Source organism: Streptomyces sp. NPDC018045, assembly GCF_044327445.1.
Classification (GTDB): Bacteria; Actinomycetota; Actinomycetes; order Streptomycetales; family Streptomycetaceae; genus Streptomyces.
In genome coordinates this window covers 640,221-659,492 of sequence record NZ_JBIRFL010000002.1, presented here as the reverse complement: position 1 = coordinate 659,492, position 19,272 = coordinate 640,221, and the positions used below count along the sequence as shown (strand labels likewise).

The following is a 19,272-nucleotide window of genomic DNA, read 5'->3' as shown; positions in this document are numbered from 1 at the left end:
TCAGTCGCGGAAAGCCTCGGTCACGGGAAAGGCTCAACCCACCGTCACGTCGCTTCGGCCGGTGACATCTTCCCGGCCGGGCCCCTGGTCCGCGATGGCCTTGTGGTGACGGACCACCTCGCCGATGATGAAATTCAGGAATTTCTCGGCGAAAGCCGGATCCAGCCTGGCGTCCTCGGCCAGTTTGCGCAGGCGGGCGATCTGGGTGGCCTCGCGGGCCGGGTCGGCGGGCGGCAGGTTGTGGCGGGCCTTGAGTTCGCCGACCTGCTGGGTGCACTTGAAGCGCTCGGCGAGCAGGTGCACCAGTGCGGCGTCCAGGTTGTCGATGCTGCCGCGCAGGTAGATCAGGCGCTCCCGTGCCTCCTCGTCGGCGACGGAGGTCGCGTCGCCCGCCAGTGGTGCGGTCCCCTCACTCATGTACGTCTCGCCAATCTGGTCGTACCGGTCGCCCCGGTCGGGCAGTGCTGATCCTGTGCACACTACCCGGCCACGGGCGTACGGCTTAACCGCGCGGAGCGCACAGGTTCCGCAGATGGCGGGCGGAGCGGCGGGCGGTCGACAGGGAGCCCGCCGGGTTGGCGGCCGGGTCCACGGCGTCGTCACGCTCGACGATCCAGTGGGCGGAGCGGCGGCCCCGGCGGTGTTCCACGGCGGTGAGGAAGCGGCGGTAGTCGATGTCGCCGTCACCGACGTCGACCATGCGGTAGCCGTCCTGGGTGGCGGTGTCGTGCTCGCCGTCCTTGACGTGGAAGAGGGGGTAGCGGGCGGGTGCCCTCAGGACGTAGTCGAGGGGTTCGAAGGGGGCGGGGGTGCCGTCCGGGCGCCGGGAGAATCGATACTGCGCCACATAGGCCCAGAAGATGTCCATCTCGAAGAAGACCAGACGGGGATCGGTCTCCGCGAGCAGCACGTCGTAGAGGCGGACGCGTGGATCGTCGGTGGCGAAAGCGAATTCCTCGGCGTGATTGTGGTGGTAGAAACGCAGGCCGCGGGCTCGGGCGGCAGCGCCGTACGCGTTGAATTCGGCGGCGGCGCGTTTCCAGGCGTCGACGGTGTTGCCGTACCGGTCGGGGCCGGACGGGGTGCCGACGTGGGGCAGGCCGAGCGCCTCGGCGTCGTCGAGGACCTTGGTCAGATTGGTGGCGAACGTGTACGCGGTGGGGTCGGCCGAGGCGTACCCGACGTGGCTTCCGACACCACGCAGGCCGTTGTCCCTGAGCAGCCGCTTGAGCCGGCGCAGAGTGATCGCACCGACGGAGCCCTGGGTGTATCCGGCGAACTCGACCTCCTCGTAGCCGTAGCGGGCGAGTTCCTCGAAGACACGGGCGAAGCCGAGGGAGGAGGTCTGGTCGCGGAGTGTGTAGAGCTGGATACCGAGGCGGCCGGGTGGGAGTACGGGACGGTGGTGGGGGTGCCGGGCGGGGGTCGCCGGAGTGGCGGGCAGCGTGCCGGGCCGGGCGGCGTGCGCGGGGCCGGTTGCGGTGCCGAGGAGAGCGGCCGCCGAGGCACCGGCGGCGACGCCGAGGAAGCCGCGGCGGTGGAGGGTCTGTCCGAGGGGGGTGCGGCGGGGGTCGTCTTGGGGGGTTCTGTGGAGGGGCATGGTGGGTGGTCACCTCGGGGGATGGTGGATGGTGGTTGGTGATCGGCGGTTGGTGTTCGGGGGATGGTGATCGGTGATCGGTGGTTGGCGGTTGGTGGTCGGCGTTCGGGGGATGGCGGTTGGTGGTCGGCGATCGGTGATTGGTGGTCGCTTCCGGTGCCGGTGGACGCCCTCGGTGTCGGTGGTCGCCCTCGGTGTCGGTGGTCGCTGGGTGGGGCGGGGCGGTGGGGTGAGGGCGGCGGCGGGGCCGTTGTCAGTGGGTGCGGGGAAGATGAAGGAGCAGGGACTTCACGTCGGTGGCGGCGAAGGGGGTGGGCAGGGGTGCGTCGGGTGCGGAGCAGATGAGGACGGGGCCGTCGGCCGGGTCGGCTCCGGTCGCGGGCAGCAGGCCGTGGCTGCCGCGTACGGGCTCGGGATCGAGCGGGACGACCGCCATGCGGTAGCGCATCCCGGCCTTCTTGCGGGCCAGCGCGGTTGCCGCGCGCAGCCGTACGTACGGGTCGCGGGGGTCCATGAAGAGTTCGGCCGGGTCGTAGCCGGGTTTGCGGTGGATGTCGACGAGGCGCGCGAAGTCGGGGGCTCGGGCGTCGTCGAGCCAGTAGTAGTACGTGAACCAGGCGTCGGACTCGGCGAGGGCGACGAGTTCGCCGGAGCGGGGGTGGTCGAGGCCGTACGCCTTCTTGCCCTCGTCGTCGAGCAGCCGGTCCAGGCCGGGCAGTCCGGTCAGGGCCGCGCGGGCGGCGTCGAGGTCTTCGGGACGGCGTACGTAGACGTGGGCGATCTGGTGGTCGGCGACGGCGAAGGCCCGGGAAGCGGTGGGGTCGAGGTATTCCATGCCGTCCTGCGTGTGCACTTCGAGCAGGCCGGCGCGGCGCAGGGCGCGGTTGACGTCCACGGGGCGGCGGACGGGCCGGATGCCGTATTCGGACAGGGCGACGACCGTGACGTCCGCGCTGCGGGCGTCGGCCAGGAGGGGGCCGATGACGGTGTCGAGCGCGGCGGCGGCCGTGGCGGCGCGGGGGTCGTCGGGGCCGTACCGCTGGAGGTCGTAGTCGAGGTGCGGGAGGTAGCAGAGGGTGAGGTCGGGGCGGCGGGTGCGCAGCAGGTGACGGGTCGCGTCGGCGATCCACTGCGAGGAGGGGAGGGAAGCGGTGGGACCCCAGTAGGTGAAGAGGGGGAAGGTGCCGAAGCGGCTGGTGAGTTCGTCGTGGAGGGTCGGCGGCCGGGTGTAGCAGTCGGGTTCCTTGCGGCCGTCGGCGTAGTAGACCGGGCGCGGGGTGACGGTCCAGTCGGTGCCGGCGCCCATGGCGTACCACCAGCAGACGTTGGCGACCGTGTAGCCGGGGTGTTCGCGGCGGGCGGCGTCCCAGATCTTGTCGCCTGCGACGAGGGCGTTGTGCTGGCACCAGAGGTGGACCTCGCCGACGTCCCGGAAATACCAGCCGTTGCCGACGACACCATGCCGGGCGGGCGTCGCGCCGGTGAGGAACGTGGACTGCACCGTGCAGGTCACGGCAGGCAGCACGGTGTCCAGCGGGGTGCACGCGCCGGAGTCCGCGAGCGTCTTGAGGTGCGGCATGTGCGGGAGGAGGCGGGGGGTGAGGCCGACGACGTCGAGGACGAGCAGGCGGTTCGGTGCTGCGCTCATGGGAGTTCCTTGAGTCCGAGGTCGGCCAGCAGGTCGCGGGCGAGCGCGAGTTCGGCCGCGATGCCGTCGGCGAGGCGGCTCCTGCTGCGAGGGCGCAGGCCCGGTGGGAGGGCCTGCCAGGTGTACGTCTCGACTTCGAGGTGGTGGGTGCGCGGTACGGGCCCGCCCACGAGGAGGGCCAGCGTGTCCTGGAGGACGGGGAGCGTGGCGGTGAGCGGCGGCGCGGGCGGTGCGTGCAGCGGTACGTGGAAGTGCGCGCGCCACGGTGCCGTGGCCGGAAGACCGCCGTCGGCCTCCCCGGCCAGGGCTTCGTCGAGGTCGTCGGTGGCGCGCAGCCGCCCGTCGGGGGTACGGGTGCGGGTCTGGTGGAGGAAGCGCGGTTCGGCGAAGGCGCCCAGGGCGGCGCGTACGTCCGGGCGATCGGGGTGTTCGGCGTGCAGGGCGGCGGACAACTGGGCCTTGACCACGGGAATGTGTGCCCGGCCGAGGGCTTCGAGGGCTGTGCGCGGGTCCTCGAAGGAGGTGGCGAGGTGGCAGGTGTCGAGGCAGACGCCGATGCGGTGGGCCGGGGGTGCGGCAGGCCCGGACGGAACGTTTCTCTGGTGGCTCGGGGCGTTCCGCCCGTGCCTCAGGGCGTCGACGGCGTCGGCGGTGGTTTCGACGAGGCAGCCGGGTTCGGGCTCCAGGCCGACGCGCACGGAACGGCCGGTGCGTTCTTCGAGGGCGTCCAGCCGACCGGCCAGGGAGTGCAGGGCGGCGAGGACGGTGGCCCGCCGGGTGGCGACGTCGCGTACCGCGTCGAAGTCGGTGCGCCAGGCAAGGGGCAGAGTGGAGATCGTGCCTTCGGGCACGTCATCCGGGAGGAGCGCCGCCAGCAGCCGGGCGAGGTCGGCGGTGTGCTCCAGGCGCGCGGGCTCGGTCCAGTCGGGCCGGTAGACGCGGTACTTGACGCGGCTGTCGCCGAAGCCCCGGTACGGAAATCCGTTGAGGGTGACGACTTCGAGGCCGCGGGCGTCGAGTTCGCGGCGCAGCCCGCGCAGCGCGGCGGGAGTGCGGACGAGCGTGCGGGCGGCGTCGCGGGCGAGCCACAGGCCGATGCCGAGGCGGTCCCGGCCGAGGCGTTCGCGTACCGGCTCGCAGTGGTCACGGAGTTGGGCGAGCACCCCGCCCAGGGACTCGGCCGGGTGGACGTTGGTGCAGTACGCGAGGTGGACGGTCGAGCCGTCGGGATGCCGGAAGCGCATGTCCCGCCGCCCTCCTCATGCCTCGCCACGGAGGATGGAGTTGCCCTCGTGCAGGGTTCCCGGGAGTGGGGTGCTGAGGTCCAGCCGGCCGCTGAGGCCGTAGAACGTGGCGGGGTTGCGCCACAGGACCTGGTCCACGTCGTCCTCGGAGAACCCGGCGGCCAGCATCGCCTCGCCGACGCGCCGCGTCGTCAGCGGGTCGCTGCGGCCCCAGTCGGCGGCGGAGTTGACCAGCACCCGGTCGGTGCCGTGCAGGCGCAGGACGCGCACCATGCGGCCGGGGTCCATCTTGGTGTCCGGATAGAGGGAAAAGCCCAGCCAGCAGCCACTGTCAGTGGCCTCCCCTACCGTTGTCTCATTGAGATGGTCCAGGACGACGTGACCGGGGGGCAGCGCGGATTCACGCAGGACGTCGAGGGTGCGCCTGAGGCCCGCCGCCTTGTCGCGGTGGGGGGTGTGGACGACGGCCGGCAGGCCGTGGTCCACGGCGAGTTGGAGCTGGGCGGCGAGGGCCGTGTCCTCGGCGGGCGTCATCGCGTCGTAGCCGATCTCGCCGACGGCGACGACCGAGTCTTTCACGAGGTAGCGGGGCAGGGCTTCGAGAACGGGGGTACAGCGGGGGTCGTTCGCCTCCTTGGGATTGAGGGCGAGCGTGCAGTGGTGGGCGATGCCGTACTGAGCGGCACGGAAGGGTTCCCAGCCCAGGAGGGAGTCGAAGTAGTCGAAGAAACTGGCCGGCGAGGTACGGGGCTGCCCCAGCCAGAAGGCGGGCTCGACGACGGCGCGGACCCCTGCGGCGTACATGGCTTCGTAGTCGTCCGTGGTGCGGGAGGTCATGTGGATGTGCGGGTCGAAGATGCGCATGGGGTCTCCTCGCGTGCCGGGGGGCCAGGGGATGGTGCCGGGGGGTGCCCGGGGGGCGGTGTCGACGCCCGGCGGTCGGCCGGTCGGCGGCGGCCGGGCGGCCGAGAGCGGCATCGACTGCCGGGAACGGCATCGGTGGGGTCAGATACCGGGTGAGGACTCGGTGTGCGGCGGGGTGCGGAAGGGGGGATCGGGCTGGGAATGGGGGTGGAGGGGGAGTTCGGGGGCGGGTGAAGGGGCGGTTCCAGGTGCGGCCCCGGGCGCTGGCGCCGGTCCGGGCGCGGGTGCGGATGAAGGGGTGGTTTCGGGTGCGGGTGCGGATGCGGACTCTGGCTGGAAGGGGGATGCGGATGATGTGGCGGGCGCGGATGCGGACGGTGCGGTGAGGTCCAGGACCCGCTGAAGATCGGCGGGTACGGGGCGGTACGCGGCGGTGCGCTCACGGGCGTACGCGGTGAGCATGTGGGCCAGTTCCGTGTCACCGCGGGCGCGCTCGGCCAGGCCGGCCACGGCGGTCACCGGGACGCCGGTGAAAAGGCACTTCAGTACGGCATGCCGCCAGGTGTGCGCGTCGAGGTGACGGGCGGCGTACGGGCCCACGGCGGCGGCGACCAGCCGGGTGTCGTTGGTGCGCAACGCGTCCTCGACCAGCGGCCGGGCGCTCGGGCCGAGGTCCAGGTGGGGCAGCGCCATGAGCACGGCGCGGCGTTCGGCGGCGGTGCCGTGCTCGTAGAGCCGGGTGGCGGTCCGGGCGTCGGCGCGGGCCGTGTGCAGAAGCAGGATACGGGCGGCCTCGGCCGCTTCCCGGTCCCGCGCGTACGGCGGCTCACGACGGGTGCAGTACCGGCCCGCCGAGGCGAAGCGCATCTCCCACACAGGCGGGGCGTACGCCGTGTAGGCCAAACCACCGCCGTCCGCAGCGGCGCCGGGGAGCGGGGATGCGTCGGAGGGCGGGGGTGCGTCGGAGGCCGAGGGCACGCCGGGGGCCGGGAGTGCGTCGGGGCCCGGGGGCACCTCGCCGCCCGGGGGCGCGCCGGGGTCCCGAGGTGCTTCGGAGGCCGGGTGTGCTGCGGGCGTCGTGGGCGTTGGCTGCCGGATGCCGGGGGTGCGACGGGCGGTGAGGGCGGCTTCGGCCTGCGCTTCGTCCAGCGCCTCGTCGAGCCAGGCGCGGGCGGCGCCGCCAAGCCGGTCGCGCAGGGCCGTGTGAAGCTGGGCCATCCAGACCTCCGGCGTCAGCATCGCGGCCCTCCTGTACTCGGGACGGACGGGGGCAACGGGGCGGTGGCGGGATCCCGTTCAGCGGGGCGCGTCGGTTCGGCGCGGGCGGCCTGCGGTTCGGGGGCCGGGCCTGCCGGGTTGGGGGGTCGGGGTGGTGGTTGGGTGGCGCGTAGGAAGGAGAGGGAGGTGCGGGCCAGGTCGGGGCCCGCGTGGGAGTGGCGGGGCAGTTCGACGCTGACCAGGCCCTGATAGCCGATGTCCCGGAGCGCTGTCAGGACCGGCGGGAAGTCGATCTCGCCTGTTCCGAACGGCAGGTGCTCGTGTACGCCGCGCCGCATGTCCTCGATCTGGACGTGTCGCAGCCAGGGCGCGGCCGCGCGGACACATGCGGCGGGCGGGTCGGGTTCCAGGCACTGGCAGTGGCCGATGTCCAGGGTCAGCCCGAGGACGTCGGCGGGCGGTCCCGACAGGGTGGCGCGCAGGCGGTGGAAGCCGGCGAGGTCGGAGAGGAGGTGGCCCGGTTCGGGTTCGACGGCGAGGGGGATGCGGGCGGTGGCGGCCGCGTCGAGTACGGGGATGAGCGCGTCGGCGAGGTGTTGCCAGGCGGCGGGTTCCGGCGTACCGGCGGGCCTGGGCCCACTGAAACAGTGCACTGCCGTGGCGCCGAGGTCCGCGCCGACGCGGACCGCCGTGCGGAGTAGGTCGGTGCGGGCTGTGCGAGCGTCCGGATCGGGGTCGAGGAGAGAAGGGTGGTGCTTGCGCCGGGAGTCGAGGACATAGCGGGCACCGGTTTCGATGGCGACTGCCAGGCCCAAGGCATCAAGTCTGCGCGCCAGTCGGGACGTCCGTGACGGGAGGTCCGGGGCGAGAGGGTCGAGGTGCATGTGGTCGAGGGTGAGGGCGACACCGTCGTAGCCGAGGTCGGCGAGAAGGGCCAGTGCGTCGGACAGCCGGAGGTCGGTCAGGCCGTTGGTGCCGTAGGCCAGGCGCAGCGTGCTCGTCGTCGTCATGTTGGGCTGACCTTCCGGGACAGTCGCCGGGCGGCGGGCACCAGGGCCAGGAGCGCGACGCCCGTACCGGGCGCGCCGGCGCGTGCGCCGAGGGCCGCCTGGAGCGGGATCATGGCACGGATGCCGCCGCCGACGGCGCGCTGGAGCAGGTACGGCGAGGGATTGAGGGCCGCGTGGAACAAGGGGCGTGCGGCGATCCCCGCGTAGAGCACTGCGGCAGCTTTGACGACGGCGTTGGTGACCGTGGTGACGGTGGGGGCAGTTCCAGCGGGAACGGCCACTGCGCGAACGGCCCCTACAGGGAGAGCCGTTGGCGAAACAGCCCTTGCGGACAAGGTCTCTGTCGGTGCGGTCTCTGCGCGGGTGGCACGGGTAGCCCTGGCGGCGGTGGGGCCGGCGCCAGCGGAGGCGGCCCTCGCGAGTATGGCCAAGGTGGCTGCCCGGAAGCCACCGCCTCCGCCGCCCCCACCAACCCTGCTGATCCCACCGACCTCACCGACCCCGTGAACCCCACCGACCACCCCGCCCCTATCGACCGCCCCAGACGTTCCGAACACCCCAGCCGCCCCAGAGGCTCTAGACAACCCAGGAAACCCAGACGCCCCGGCCATCCCAACCACCCCGCCCACCGCCACCACGCCCCCCAACGCGGCCAGCGGCAAGGCCGGTGAGCTGCCCTGGGCTTCGCGGCGCGAGACGGTGGTGACCGCGAGCGTATGAGTGCCGAGCAACGCAGCCGACGGCAACGCCTTCCCCACGGCCCGCCCCCACCCCGCCCCCTCCGTTCTCCCCTTCCCGGACACCCGTCGCCTCCCTCGCCCTGGCCCAATCGCCCGTCTCCATCCCCACCTCTCCCCCGCCCCAACCGTCCCTCTCCGCCCCCGCGCTGGGGCCACCGAGGCCGCGCCTTGCAGTACGTCGAGGGTGCGGGCGCAGGCCATGGCGAGGGGGCCTGCCGGGGTGTTCTTGAGGTGGAGGTCGTAGGCCCAGACGGTGGCGGCGAGCGCGGTGGCGGTAACGAGGGACGGGCGGCCGGCCGCTCCCGCCAGGGCGAGGCCCGCCGCCGTCAGCCCGGCAGCCGCGCCGAGGGCGGCGGCCGGGGCGATGCGGCCGGACGGGATGGGCCGCCCGGGGCGTTCGACGGCGTCGGTGTCGCGGTCGGCCCAGTCGTTGAGCGCCATGCCCGCCTCGTAGAGGCAGAGGGATGAGCCGGTGGCGAGGAGCGTGCGGCGGCCCGCCCGGAACCCGGCTGCCGCAGCCCCCGCCAGCAGGTCCCCCGGCACACTGACCAGGGCCGATACCCGGAAGAGTTCCAGCCAGGCAGATCCGGCGGAAGAGGCCCCGGGCAAACTCGGGCCGGAAGAAACGTCGGCGAAATCGACGGCCGTCGCCATATCCGTGGTGGTCCTTGCCGCCGCCGCGTCTGTGGTCATGGCCGTGGCCGCCCCCATGCCCGAACCCGCCCCCATATCCAGACCCGCCCCCGCATCCGAACCCGCCCCCGCATTCACCCTCTCCCTCGACGCCCGGCTCATCGGCCGTTCCTCAGGTCGTGCGCGAACGCGAGGAGTTCGGCGTACTGGTCGGCCAGTGCTGCGGGTCCGCCGTCCGGGTCCTTGAAGTAGAAGCCGAGCGGGGTGAGCGGCCCGGAGATGCCGGCCGCGTGGGCGGCGGCCACCAGGCGCACGAGGTCGAGGACCAGCGGCGCGGCGAGCGCCGAGTCGCAGCCCTGCCAGACGGTCTGGAGGACCATGCGGTTGCCGAGGAAGCCCTCGAAGGCGACGTGGTCCCAGGCGGTCTTCCAGTCGCCGAGGGCCGGGACGTTGTCGATGTGCACCTCGCCGGGCGGCGCAGCACCGAGATTGTCCGCGAGGACGCGCGTCTTGCCGGCGTTCTTGGCGGCTGCGGCGCCCGGATCGGCCAGGGTGGCGCCGTCGCCGCCGCCGAGGAGGTTGGTGGCGGACCAGGCACGTACCGGGAGGGCCCGTTGGGCGAACATCGGAGCGAGTACGGAGCGCAGCAAGGTCTGGCCGGTCTTGCCGTCGCGGCCCGCGTACGGCAGTCCGCTACAGGTGGCCATCTGCTGGAGCAGTGGGTGGTGCATGCCGGTGGACGGCGTGAAGTTGACGTACGGGCAGCCCGCGCGCAGCGCCGCGTGCGCGTAGAGGGAGCTGGCGGGGAGACGGTCGTCCGCGTCGCCGCCCCGGCCCACGGTTTCCCCGCCCTTCGCCCGAGCGGCCGGCGCGCCCACCCGGCCCCCGCCCGACCCCGCGCCCGCGTCCCCCACCGGCGGCTCGGTCGAGGCGACGTTGACGACGACGGCGCGGTCCAGATCGTGGTCCCGAAGGAACGCGCGCAGGTCGGCGGTGAAGGCGGTGACCAGTTCCCGGTCGTCGCGGCGGTCGCCGGGGAGCGGGCCGCCGGGCCGTACGGCCTCGTCCGCCGCGGCCAGTTCGGCGCGTACGGCGTGTGGCAGGCCGTACGGGAGCACGCCGCCCGCCGCGAGTTCCTCGGCCCGCTTGGCCAGTGGGTACGCCGCGGTGTCGTGGCCGCCGAAGACGAGGGAGGACAGCGGCGGCAGCGGGACCCCGTCGAACGGCACGGTTTCGGTGACCATGCCGGTCGGCGGGTGCAGCCCGGTGGCGACCGCGGCACAGCCGGCGATCACGGTCGTCGCGACCGAACCACGCGCCCCGACCAGCCACACCCCCGTCCGCAGACCACATCCCCCATCTCCCCCAGCCCCCGTCCGCAGACCAAAGCCCTCATGTCCCCTCGCTCCCGTCCGCTGACCACCATCCCCATCTCCCCCAGCCCCCGACCGCGGGCCACCGCCCCCATTCCCCCCTGCCTCCACCGGCCGCTCCACTCTCGCTCTCCACTCCTGTCCCGTCATCATCTGCCGCCCTTCGCCGCCGTCTCGAACTCCTTCACCCGGACGTTGCGGAAGGAGACCCGGTCCTCGGTACCGTGGTTCTGGATGCCGATGTGGCCCTGGCGCAGGCTGCGCGCCGGGTCCGTGTTCGTGAAGTCGTTGATCTCGTGTCCGTTGAGACGGACGCGCAGCCGTTCGCCCTCGACCCGCAGTTCGTAGGTGTTCCATTCCCCCGGCGGGTTGAGCGCGGCGTCGCGGGCCTCGGTGTCCGGGGCCTGGAAGCCGTACACGGACCCGGTGGTGCGGTCGGGCGCGTCGGTGGCGTCGATCTGGATCTCGTAGCCGTTGTGCACCGCCGTCCAGGGGTCGTCGGAGGGCGGGAAGCCGAGGAAGACCCCGGAGTTGTCGTCACCGTCGGCTCCGGCCGTCCTCCAGTCCAGCTTGAGGGAGTACGACGGTCCGAACTCCCGGGCCGCGTACCAGAGCAGCCCCATGCCGCCGACGGAGGTGAGCGTGCCGTCCTCCAAGGTGAAGGAGCCGGGGCCCGCCTGTTTCCAGCCGCGGGTGGAGGTGCCGTCGAAGAGGGCCCGGTAGCCGGTCTCCAGGCGGCAGTCGGCCTGTGCGGCGCCGGTGGCCCAGCGGATGCCGCCCAGCAGGTGCGTACGGAAGGCGGGGTCGGCGAAGGACCGCTCGGTGTGTCCGCCGCCGGTGTAGAACGCCCGGCCGCCCCGGTATTCCTGGCACCAGGCGATGGGGTGGTCGCCGCGCATCGTGCCGCCGCTGTACGTGGACTCGTCGAGGGCGGCCAGGACATGGGCGCGGGCGCGCGGATTGGTGCGGTAGTTGTACCACTCGTCGGTGCGGTCCCAGGCTGCCGCGAGGTGGGCGGTGGCCGGGTGGGCGCGGTCCTCGACGCGTACGGTGGCGGGCTGCACGGTGGGGTGGGATCGGAAGTAGGCGCCGACCAGGCCGCCGTAGAAGGGCCAGTCGTATTCGGTGTCGGCGGCGGCGTGCACCCCGACGTATCCGCCGCCGCGCGCGATGTAGCGTTCGAAGGCCCGCTGCCGGTCGGGGCGCAGCACGTCGCCGGTGGTGGAGAGGAAGACGATGGCGGCGTAGCGGGCGAGGCGTCCGTCGGTGAAGGCGGCGGTGTCCTCGGTGGCGTCCACGGTGAAGCCGTGCCGTTTGCCGAGGTCCTTGACGGCGGCGATGCCGTCCGGGATCGAGTCGTGCCGGAATCCGGCGGTCTTGGAGAAGACCAGGACCCGGTTCTCCGCGCGTTCCGGGGCGCGGGTGGTGCCGCCGGGCAGGGTCATGGTCGCCAGCAGGGTGGCGGCGGCCGCGGTGGTGGCCAGCCGGGCACAGACGTACATGGCGGTGCTCCTTCCTCCGGCCACGGGGCGGGCGGGCGGCGGTGCCACGTCCGGTCGTTCCGGGCGCCGGTCGCCTGCCCCGGTGGCCACCTCGGGTCAGCCGGTGGTGAAGGTGAAGTCGTCCACGTCGAAGAGGGCGCCCGTGCCGCTGCCCTTGAAGACGAGGTACAGGGTGGTGGTGCCGGCCGGCGGCCTGCCGCCGAGCGGGGTGGTGACGTCGACGAAGGTCTCCCAGCCGCCGGTCACCGGCACCGTGACGCTGCCGAGCAGCCGCCCGTCCGCCCGGCCCGTACGGATCTCCAGCGTGCCGCCGGTTCCGGCGGAGGACACCCGGGCGGTGAACTTCTTCGCGTTCTTGACGAGGTACGGCTGGAACGCGATCCAGTCGCCGGAGTGGATGTCCCCCACGGTCCGGCCGCCGTGCGCCGGCGGGTGGGCGACGGCCCGTACGCCCCGGGAGGTGCCGAAGTGCTCGGCCTGGCGGTGCCGGGGCTGGGTGACGGCCTGGTCGTGGGTGGTCAGCGGCGGCTGGCCGCCCGCGCCGCGGTCGGTGTATTCGGCGTCGAAGACCCCGAAGATGTTGGCGTTGGGGTCGTGTTCGCCGTCCGCCCGGGTCTGGATGGTGCCGGAGCAGCCAGTGGCGGAGGTGACGGGGTGGCCGTGGCTGTCGTGGCCGAGGATATGGGTGACCTTGACCTCGGCACAGTCGACGGTCCGGTCCTCGGGGTCGGTGACCTCGACCTCGAACGGGACCCGGTCGCCGAAGCTGAACAGTTCGCCGTCGCCCGGGAGTCGCAGGGTGACCTTCGGCGCGGTGTTGCCGACGGTCAGGTACACGCTCGCCGAGCCGGTCCGGCCGCCGGGGTCCCTGGCGGTCACGGTCGCGGTGTAGGTGCCGTTCTCGCGGTACGTGTGGGTGGGGTTCTGCCGGTTCGAGCCCGTACCGTCACCGAAGTCCCAGGTGTAGGTGAGGGCGTCGCCGTCCGCGTCGGTGGCCGAGGCGCTGAACCTCGCGCGCAGGGGTGCCTGGCCGGACGTGCGGTCGGCCTTGGCTTCGGCGACCGGTGAGTGGCCGCCGGTGGCGTTCTCGACGCGGTAGAGCGCGGAGTTCTCGTCGCCGTTGAAGTAGCCGGTCCCGTAGTCCAGGACGTACAGCGCGCCGTCCGGACCGAAGGCCATGTCCATGACCTGGGTGCCCTTCCAGGGGAAGGCGTTGATGGTTTGGACCGTGCCGTCGGCGGCCTGGTCGATACGTTTGATCCAGCGGCGTCCGAACTCCCCCGCGAAGAAGTTCCCGTCGTACGCCTGCGGGAACTTGACCTGCGAGGTGGAGGCGGCGTCGTAGCGGTAGACGGGCCCGGCCATCGGCGATTCGGAGCCGGTGCCGAACTCGGGCACCGATCCGCCGTCGTACGGGATCCAGGCGGGCCGGGCGGGCGGCAGGGCGGTCAGTCCGGTGTTGCGCGGCGAGGTGTTCTCGGGCGCGGCGCAGTCGAAGGCGGCGCCCGGGGTGCCGGTGGCGAAGTCGTGTTCGACGTAGGCGTCGTTGGCGCCGGTGCAGTACGGCCAGCCGTAGTTGCCGGGCTTGGTGACGCGCGCGAACTCGACCTGGCCCGCCGGGCCCCGCTGTGGGTCGGCGGCGCCCGCGTCCGGGCCGTAGTCGCCGACGTAGACGGTGCCGGTGGGCTTGTCGACGCTCATCCGGAAGGGGTTGCGGAAACCCATCGCGTAGATCTCGGGCCGGGTCTTCGCGGTGCCGGCCGGGAAGAGGTTGCCGTCGGGAACGGAGTACGTGCCGTCCGCGGCGACCTTGATACGCAGGATCTTCCCGCGCAGGTCGTCGGTGTTGCCCGCGCTGCGCTGGGCGTCGTAGGCGGGATTGCGGTGCGCGCGTTCGTCGATGGGTGTGAAGCCGTCGGAGGCGAACGGGTTGGTGTCGTCGCCGGTGGAGAGGTAGAGGTTGCCCTGCGCGTCGAAGTCGATGTCGCCGCCGACGTGACAGCAGATGCCGCGGGAGGCCGGCACGTCCAGGATCTTCTTCTCACCGGCCGTGTCCAGGGTGCCGTCGGCCTTCAGCACGAAGCGGGAGAGGCGGTTGACGCCGTCGAACTTCGCGAAGTCCGCGGGGGTGCCCTCGTCCGGCGCATCGCCGGCCGGGGTGCCGAGCCGGGGCGCGTAGTAGAGGTAGACGAAGCGGTTGGCGGCGAAGTCCGGGTCGATGCCGATGCCCTGGAGGCCCTCCTCGTCGTGGCTGTAGACGGGGAGCCGGCCCGCGACCTTCGTGGTGCCGCCCGCGTCGGTCAGGCGAACCGTTCCGTCCCGCGAGGTGTGCAGCACGGACCGGTCCGGCAGCACGGCGAGCGTCATCGGCTCGCCCGTCTCGGGCTCCCCCTTGGCGAGGGAGACCTGCTGGAAGTCCTCGGCGGCGGCCGGTACGGGCGGGGCCGCGCCGGTGGCCCGCGCGGCGGCGGCCGGTACGGCGGTGGCGGCCGGCGGCCCGGCCAGGGACAGGGACGTGGCGGCCAGCAACGCGCTCGCCCACAGCGCGAGTGCCGTACGCGGACCGCTCCGGCGTGATCTTCGGTGCACGATTGCCTCCCTTGCGGATGGGTGTGCGGTGAGGTCTCGCTCGGCCGTCGGGCGTGCTCACCCCTCGGACGGGCCCGTGCCGAAGGCCGCGTCGAACGCGGCGGCGGGCGGCTCGTAGTCGTACGCCTTGAGGTGGGTCAGCGCTTCGGGCGCGCCCTGGAGGCGGTCCATGCCCGGGTCCTCCCACTCGACCGACACCGGGCCCTCGTAGCCGATCGAACGCAGCATCCGGAAGACGTCCTCCCAGGGCACCTCGCCGTGCCCGGCCGAAACGAAGTCCCAGCCGCGGCGCGGGTCGCCCCAGGGCAGGTGGGAGCCGAGGCGGCCGTTGCGGCCGTCCAGCCGGCACCGCGCCTCCTTGCAGTCCACGTGGTAGATCCGGTCCCGGAAGTCGTACAGGAAACCGACCGGGTCGAGGTCCTGCCAGACGAAGTGGCTGGGATCGAAGTTGAGGCCGAAGGCGGGCCGGTCACCGACCGCCTCCAGGGCACGGCGGGTGGTCCAGTAGTCGTACGCGATCTCGCCGGGGTGCACCTCGTGGGCGAAGCGCACGCCTTCCGTGTCGAAGGTGTCCAGGACCGGCCCCCAGCGCTCGGCGAAGTCCGCGTAACCGGCTTCGGTCATCGAGGGCGGCACGGGCGGGAACATGGCGACCAGATGCCAGATGGCGGAGCCGGTGAAGCCGACGACGGTCCGTACGCCGAAGGCCGCGGCGGCGCGCGCGGTGTCCGCCATCTCGGCGGCGGCCCGGCGCCGTACGCCCTCCGGCTCACCGTCGCCCCAGATGCGGGCGGGCAGGATGGCGCGGTGCCGCTCGTCGATGATCGCGTCGCAGACGGCCTGTCCCACCAGGTGGTTGGAGACGGCCCAGCACTTCAGGCCGTACGTATCGAGGAGCCGGCCCCGGGCGGCGAGGTAACCCGGCTCGGCCAGCGCCCGGTCCACCTCGAAGTGGTCGCCCCAGCAGGCGAGTTCGAGACCGTCGTAGCCGAAGTCGCGGGCGAGCCGGCAGACCTCCTCCAGAGGCAGGTCCGCCCACTGTCCGGTGAAGAGCGTGAACGGTCTGGCCATACGTATCTCCTCAGTGCAGGCGGACGGGCGGACGGTGCGGGCGGCGGGGAAGCGGTGGGAGGGGCGGGGAAGCGGTGGGGAAAGGGAAACGATCGGGGGCGGAGCCGCGGCTGGCAAGAGGGGGCGGGGGTCGGGTGGGGCAGTCAGGCCAGTGCGGAGCCGAGGGGGAGGCCGGTGCGAGGGGGGGCGGAGGGAGGCCGGTGCGGGGCGGGGTGTCAGGCCGGGCACGGAGGTGTCAGACCGGGTGCGGGGATACGGGCGTGTACGCGCAGTTCTCGGCCGCGCTGTCCTCGACGGCCGCCAGCACCCGCTGCACCTGGAGCCCGTCCGCGAAGGACGGAGCGGGCTCGGTGCCGGCGGCGATGGCGTGCACGAGGTCGCGGGCCTGGTGGACGAAGGTGTGCTCGTAGCCGAGGCCGTGGCCGGGCGGCCACCACGCCTCCAGGTACGGATGGCCGGGTTCGGTGACCAGGATGCGGCGGAACCCGGCCGCGACGGCCGGTTCGGTCTGGTCGTGGAAGGACAGTTCGTTGAGCCGTTCCAGGTCGAAGGCGAGCGAGCCGCGTTCCCCGTTCAGTTCGATGCGCAGCGCGTTCTTGCGGCCCGCGGCGACCCGGCTGGCCTCGAAGGAGGCCAGCGCGCCGGAGGCGAAGCGGCCGGTGAACAGCGCGGCGTCGTCGACGGTGACGGTGCCCCGGCCGCCCGTGGGCAGCGGCCGGTCGCCGACGAAGGTGCCGGTGACCGCGGAGACGCCCGCGAGCCGTTCCCCCGCCAGGTGCTGGGCGAGGTCGACGAGGTGCGCGCCGAGGTCGCCGAGCGCGCCGGAGCCCGCCTGCTCCCGGCGCAGCCGCCAGGTCAGCGGCGCCTCCGGATCGACCAGCCAGTCCTGGAGGTAACTGGCGCGTACGTGCCGCAGGGTGCCGATCCGGCCGTCGCGGATCATACGGCGGGCGAGCGCGACGGCCGGGGTGCGGCGGTAGTTGAAGCCGACCATGGCGAGCCGGCCGTGGGCGCGGGCGGCCTCGGCGGCGGCCGCCATCGCCTCCGCCTCCGCCACCGAGTTGGCCAGCGGCTTCTCGCACAGCACGTGCTTGCCGGCCGCCAGCGCGGCGACGGCGATCTCGGCGTGGCTGTCGCCCGGCGTACAGATGTCGACGAGGTGCACGTCATCGCGGTCGAGCAGCCGCCGCCAGTCGGTCTCGGCGGCGGCCCAGCCGTGCCGGGCCGCGGCCGCCGCGACGGCGTCCCGGTCCCGGCCGCACACCGCGTTCATCGCGGGGCGCAGCGGCAGGTCGAAGACGCGGCCCGCGGTGCGCCAGCCCTGGGAGTGGGCGGCGCCCATGAAGGCGTAGCCGACCATGCCGATGCCCAGTTCCGTCTGCTGCCGGGGCGGCCGGATCACCTCCGTAACCCGTCGTACGGTGCCGCGTGCCCCGTCGTGTGCGGTGTCCGGTGCGGTCGGTTCCTGCGCGTGGTCATCCATGCATCACCTCGTCGGTCGGCCGTGGTCGGCGGTCTTCCGGGGACTCGCGAAGGCTTTCGGGGACTTGCGGAGGCGCGAAGACCTCTTGGGGACTTGCGAAGGCGCTACGGGGAACTGTGCCGCCGCAGTCCCGGTACCTGGACTGCCGCGGTTCCGGGAACCGCGTGGCCGCGGCGCTCAGTTGAAGCCCGTGGGGAGGTAGTCGTCGACGTTGTCCCGGGTGACGACGGCGGAGTAGAGGGTCACCGAGGCGGGGATTTCCAGTTCGGCGGTGCCGGTGATGCCCCGGCCCTGGGCGAGGGCGCGGGCCAGGTCGATGGCGGACGCGGACATGGTCGGCGGGTACAGCACGGTGGCCTTCAGCACGGAGCCGCCCGCCTTGATGGTCTCCATGGCGCGGCGGGAGCCGGCGCCGCCGACCATCAGGAAGCCGTCGCGTCCGGCCTGCTCGATGGCGCGTTCGGCGCCCACTCCCTGGTCGTCGTCGTGGTTCCACAGCGCGTCGAAGGAGGGGTGGGCCTGGAGCAGCCCGGCCATCTTCGCCTGCCCGGACTCCACGGTGAACTCGGCGGCCTGCCGCCCCACCTTCCGGATGTTGGGGTAGTTCCGGAGGGCGTCGTCGAAGCCCTTGGTGCGCTCCCGGGTCAGTTCGAGGGTGTCGACGCCGGCCAGTTCGACGACCGCGGCGTTCGGCTTGTCCTTGAGCTGCTCACCGATGTAGCGCCCGGCGTTCAGGCCCATCCCGTAGTTGTCGCCGCCGATCCAGCAGCGGTACGCCTGGGGGGAGGCGAAGACCCGGTCGAGGTTGACGACGGGGATGCCGGCCCGCATGGCCTTCAGCCCGACCTGGGTGAGTGCCTTGCCGTCGGCGGGCAGGATCACCAGGACGTCGACCTTCTTGTTGATGAGGGTCTCGATCTGCCCGATCTGCTGGGCGGTGTCGTTGGAGCCCTCGGTGATGTCGAGGGTGACGTCCTGGTAGCGCTTCGCGCGGCTTCTGGCGTTCTGGTTGACGGCGTTGAGCCAGCCGTGGTCGGCCTGCGGCCCGGCGAAGCCGATGGTGACCTTCTTGCCGGGCTTGTCGTCCGCGCCGCCCGCCTGCCGCTGCGTGGCGCCCGCGGACGCGTCGTCGCGCTGGTTGCTCGTACAGGCGCTGAGCAGGGCGCCGGCCGAGACGGCCGCGGCGCCGAAGAGGATGCCCCGGCGGCTGTTGCTCCGGCCGGGTCCGGCGTCCGCCGCCGTACCGTACGGGCCTGGTGTGCTCTCGGTCATGACGTGTTCCCCTTTTGGGCCAGTACGGCGATGACGATGATCGCGCCCTTGGCGATCTGCTGGACGGCGGTCTCCAGGTTGTTCAGGGCGAACAGGTTGGTGATCGTGGTGAAGACGAGGACGCCGAGCACCGAGCCGGTGACCGTGCCGCGGCCGCCGCTGAGCAGCGTGCCGCCGATGATCGCGGCGGCGATGGCGTCGAGTTCGTAGAGGTTGCCGTTGGTGTTCTGGCCGGATCCGGTCAGCACGATCAGCAGGAAGGCGGCGATGCCGCAGCACAGGCCGGACAACAGATAGAGCAGCAGCCGCTGCCGCCGTACGTCGATGCCCGCCAGCCGCGCCGCCTCCGGGCTGCCGCCGACGGCGACGGTGCGCCGTCCGAAGGTCGTACGGTTCAGCAGCAGCCAGCCGGCTGCGGTGACGGCGGCGAAGACCAGCACGATCGGCGGGACGCCGAGGACGTACGCGTCGCGCCGGCCCAGCTCCAGTACGGACGCGACCGACACGATCTGGGTGCCGCCCTCGCTGATCTGGAGGGCCAGGCCACGGGCCGCGGCGAGCATGGCGAGCGTGGCGATGAACGGCACCATGCCGCCGAAGGACACCAGCAGCCCGTTGACCAGCCCGCAGCCGAGGCCGACGAGCAGCGCGCAGAGCAGGATGCCGCCGAGTCCGTACTCCTGCGTGGCCAGCGTCGTCGCCCAGACCGTCGCGAGCGCGACCAGCGCGCCGACGGACAGGTCGATCCCGCCCCCGATGATCACGAAGGTGACGCCGACGGTCACCACGCCGATCACCGACGCCTGGGTGAGGACCAGTTGCAGGTTCTGCACGCTCAGAAACTGTTCGGGCCGGGTGAGGGCGCCGACGGCCACCAGCGCCGCGAGTACCCCGAGCAGGGAGAGGTTGCGGACGTCGGCACGGGCGCGCAGTCGGCCGCGTACGCCGGGCGTGCGGGACGGCTGCCCGCCGGACGGCTCCGGTACGGAGGACGGAGCCGGCACCGGGATCCGGGCGGTGCCCGG

General features: G+C 72.9%; 15 protein-coding genes and 1 pseudogene. All 16 read right to left on the bottom strand.

All coding sequences use genetic code 11. The features are described 5' to 3' along the window. Positions 1-33: 33 nt before the first annotated feature. On the bottom strand, positions 34-417 hold the full coding sequence (locus ACH4EB_RS06825) for a chorismate mutase (protein ID WP_398346255.1): 384 nt from the start codon (positions 415-417) through the stop codon (positions 34-36). A gap of 85 nt (positions 418-502) precedes the next feature. Next, complete coding sequence (locus ACH4EB_RS06820) at positions 503-1,600, bottom strand: sugar phosphate isomerase/epimerase family protein (RefSeq protein WP_398346254.1); 1,098 nt, start codon at positions 1,598-1,600, stop codon at positions 503-505. A 253-nt stretch (positions 1,601-1,853) separates the two neighbouring features. Beyond that, a complete protein-coding gene (locus ACH4EB_RS06815) occupies positions 1,854-3,248 on the bottom strand; it encodes an alkaline phosphatase family protein (protein ID WP_398346253.1) in 1,395 nt (464 codons plus the stop codon). Then, positions 3,245-4,492: a metabolite traffic protein EboE gene (gene eboE, locus ACH4EB_RS06810; RefSeq protein WP_398346252.1), complete on the bottom strand. Its 1,248-nt coding sequence runs from the start codon at positions 4,490-4,492 to the stop codon at positions 3,245-3,247. Before eboE ends, ACH4EB_RS06815 begins: the two co-directional genes overlap by 4 nt. Before the next feature lie 15 nt (positions 4,493-4,507). Continuing rightward, positions 4,508-5,356, bottom strand: a complete 849-nt coding sequence (locus tag ACH4EB_RS06805) for a TatD family hydrolase (RefSeq protein ID WP_398346251.1) — start codon at positions 5,354-5,356, stop codon at positions 4,508-4,510. Positions 5,357-5,497: 141 nt separating this feature from the next. Beyond that, entirely contained in the window at positions 5,498-6,574 is a 1,077-nt protein-coding gene (locus ACH4EB_RS06800) for an EboA domain-containing protein (protein WP_398346449.1), read from the bottom strand. A 14-nt stretch (positions 6,575-6,588) separates the two neighbouring features. Beyond that, positions 6,589-7,584, bottom strand: a complete 996-nt coding sequence (locus ACH4EB_RS06795) for a sugar phosphate isomerase/epimerase family protein (protein ID WP_398346250.1) — start codon at positions 7,582-7,584, stop codon at positions 6,589-6,591. Continuing rightward, on the bottom strand, positions 7,581-7,865 hold the full coding sequence (locus ACH4EB_RS06790; RefSeq protein ID WP_398346465.1) for a hypothetical protein: 285 nt from the start codon (positions 7,863-7,865) through the stop codon (positions 7,581-7,583). The genes ACH4EB_RS06795 and ACH4EB_RS06790 overlap by 4 nt, the downstream gene beginning before the upstream one ends. Positions 7,866-8,249: 384 nt before the next feature. After that, positions 8,250-8,978, bottom strand: a pseudogene (locus ACH4EB_RS06785) (SCO3242 family prenyltransferase); the annotation flags it as partial. 137 nt (positions 8,979-9,115) lie between these two features. After that, positions 9,116-10,483 (bottom strand): inositol-3-phosphate synthase, encoded by a 1,368-nt coding sequence (locus ACH4EB_RS06780; protein WP_398346249.1) that lies wholly within the window; start codon positions 10,481-10,483, stop codon positions 9,116-9,118. Further along, entirely contained in the window at positions 10,480-11,832 is a 1,353-nt protein-coding gene (locus ACH4EB_RS06775; protein ID WP_398346248.1) for a ThuA domain-containing protein, read from the bottom strand. Before ACH4EB_RS06775 ends, ACH4EB_RS06780 begins: the two co-directional genes overlap by 4 nt. A 96-nt stretch (positions 11,833-11,928) precedes the next feature. Continuing rightward, complete coding sequence (locus tag ACH4EB_RS06770) at positions 11,929-14,421, bottom strand: PQQ-dependent sugar dehydrogenase (protein WP_398346247.1); 2,493 nt, start codon at positions 14,419-14,421, stop codon at positions 11,929-11,931. 57 nt (positions 14,422-14,478) lie between these two features. Then, complete coding sequence (locus ACH4EB_RS06765) at positions 14,479-15,492, bottom strand: sugar phosphate isomerase/epimerase family protein (protein ID WP_398346246.1); 1,014 nt, start codon at positions 15,490-15,492, stop codon at positions 14,479-14,481. 235 nt (positions 15,493-15,727) lie between these two features. After that, positions 15,728-16,852 (bottom strand): Gfo/Idh/MocA family protein, encoded by a 1,125-nt coding sequence (locus ACH4EB_RS06760; RefSeq protein WP_398346448.1) that lies wholly within the window; start codon positions 16,850-16,852, stop codon positions 15,728-15,730. A 300-nt stretch (positions 16,853-17,152) separates the two neighbouring features. After that, entirely contained in the window at positions 17,153-18,247 is a 1,095-nt protein-coding gene (locus tag ACH4EB_RS06755; RefSeq protein WP_398346245.1) for a substrate-binding domain-containing protein, read from the bottom strand. After that, the gene (locus tag ACH4EB_RS06750; RefSeq protein WP_398346446.1) at positions 18,244-19,179 is read right to left on the bottom strand and encodes an ABC transporter permease; all 936 of its coding nucleotides are present in this window, start codon (positions 19,177-19,179) and stop codon (positions 18,244-18,246) included. The genes ACH4EB_RS06755 and ACH4EB_RS06750 overlap by 4 nt, the downstream gene beginning before the upstream one ends. Positions 19,180-19,272: the final 93 nt, after the last annotated feature.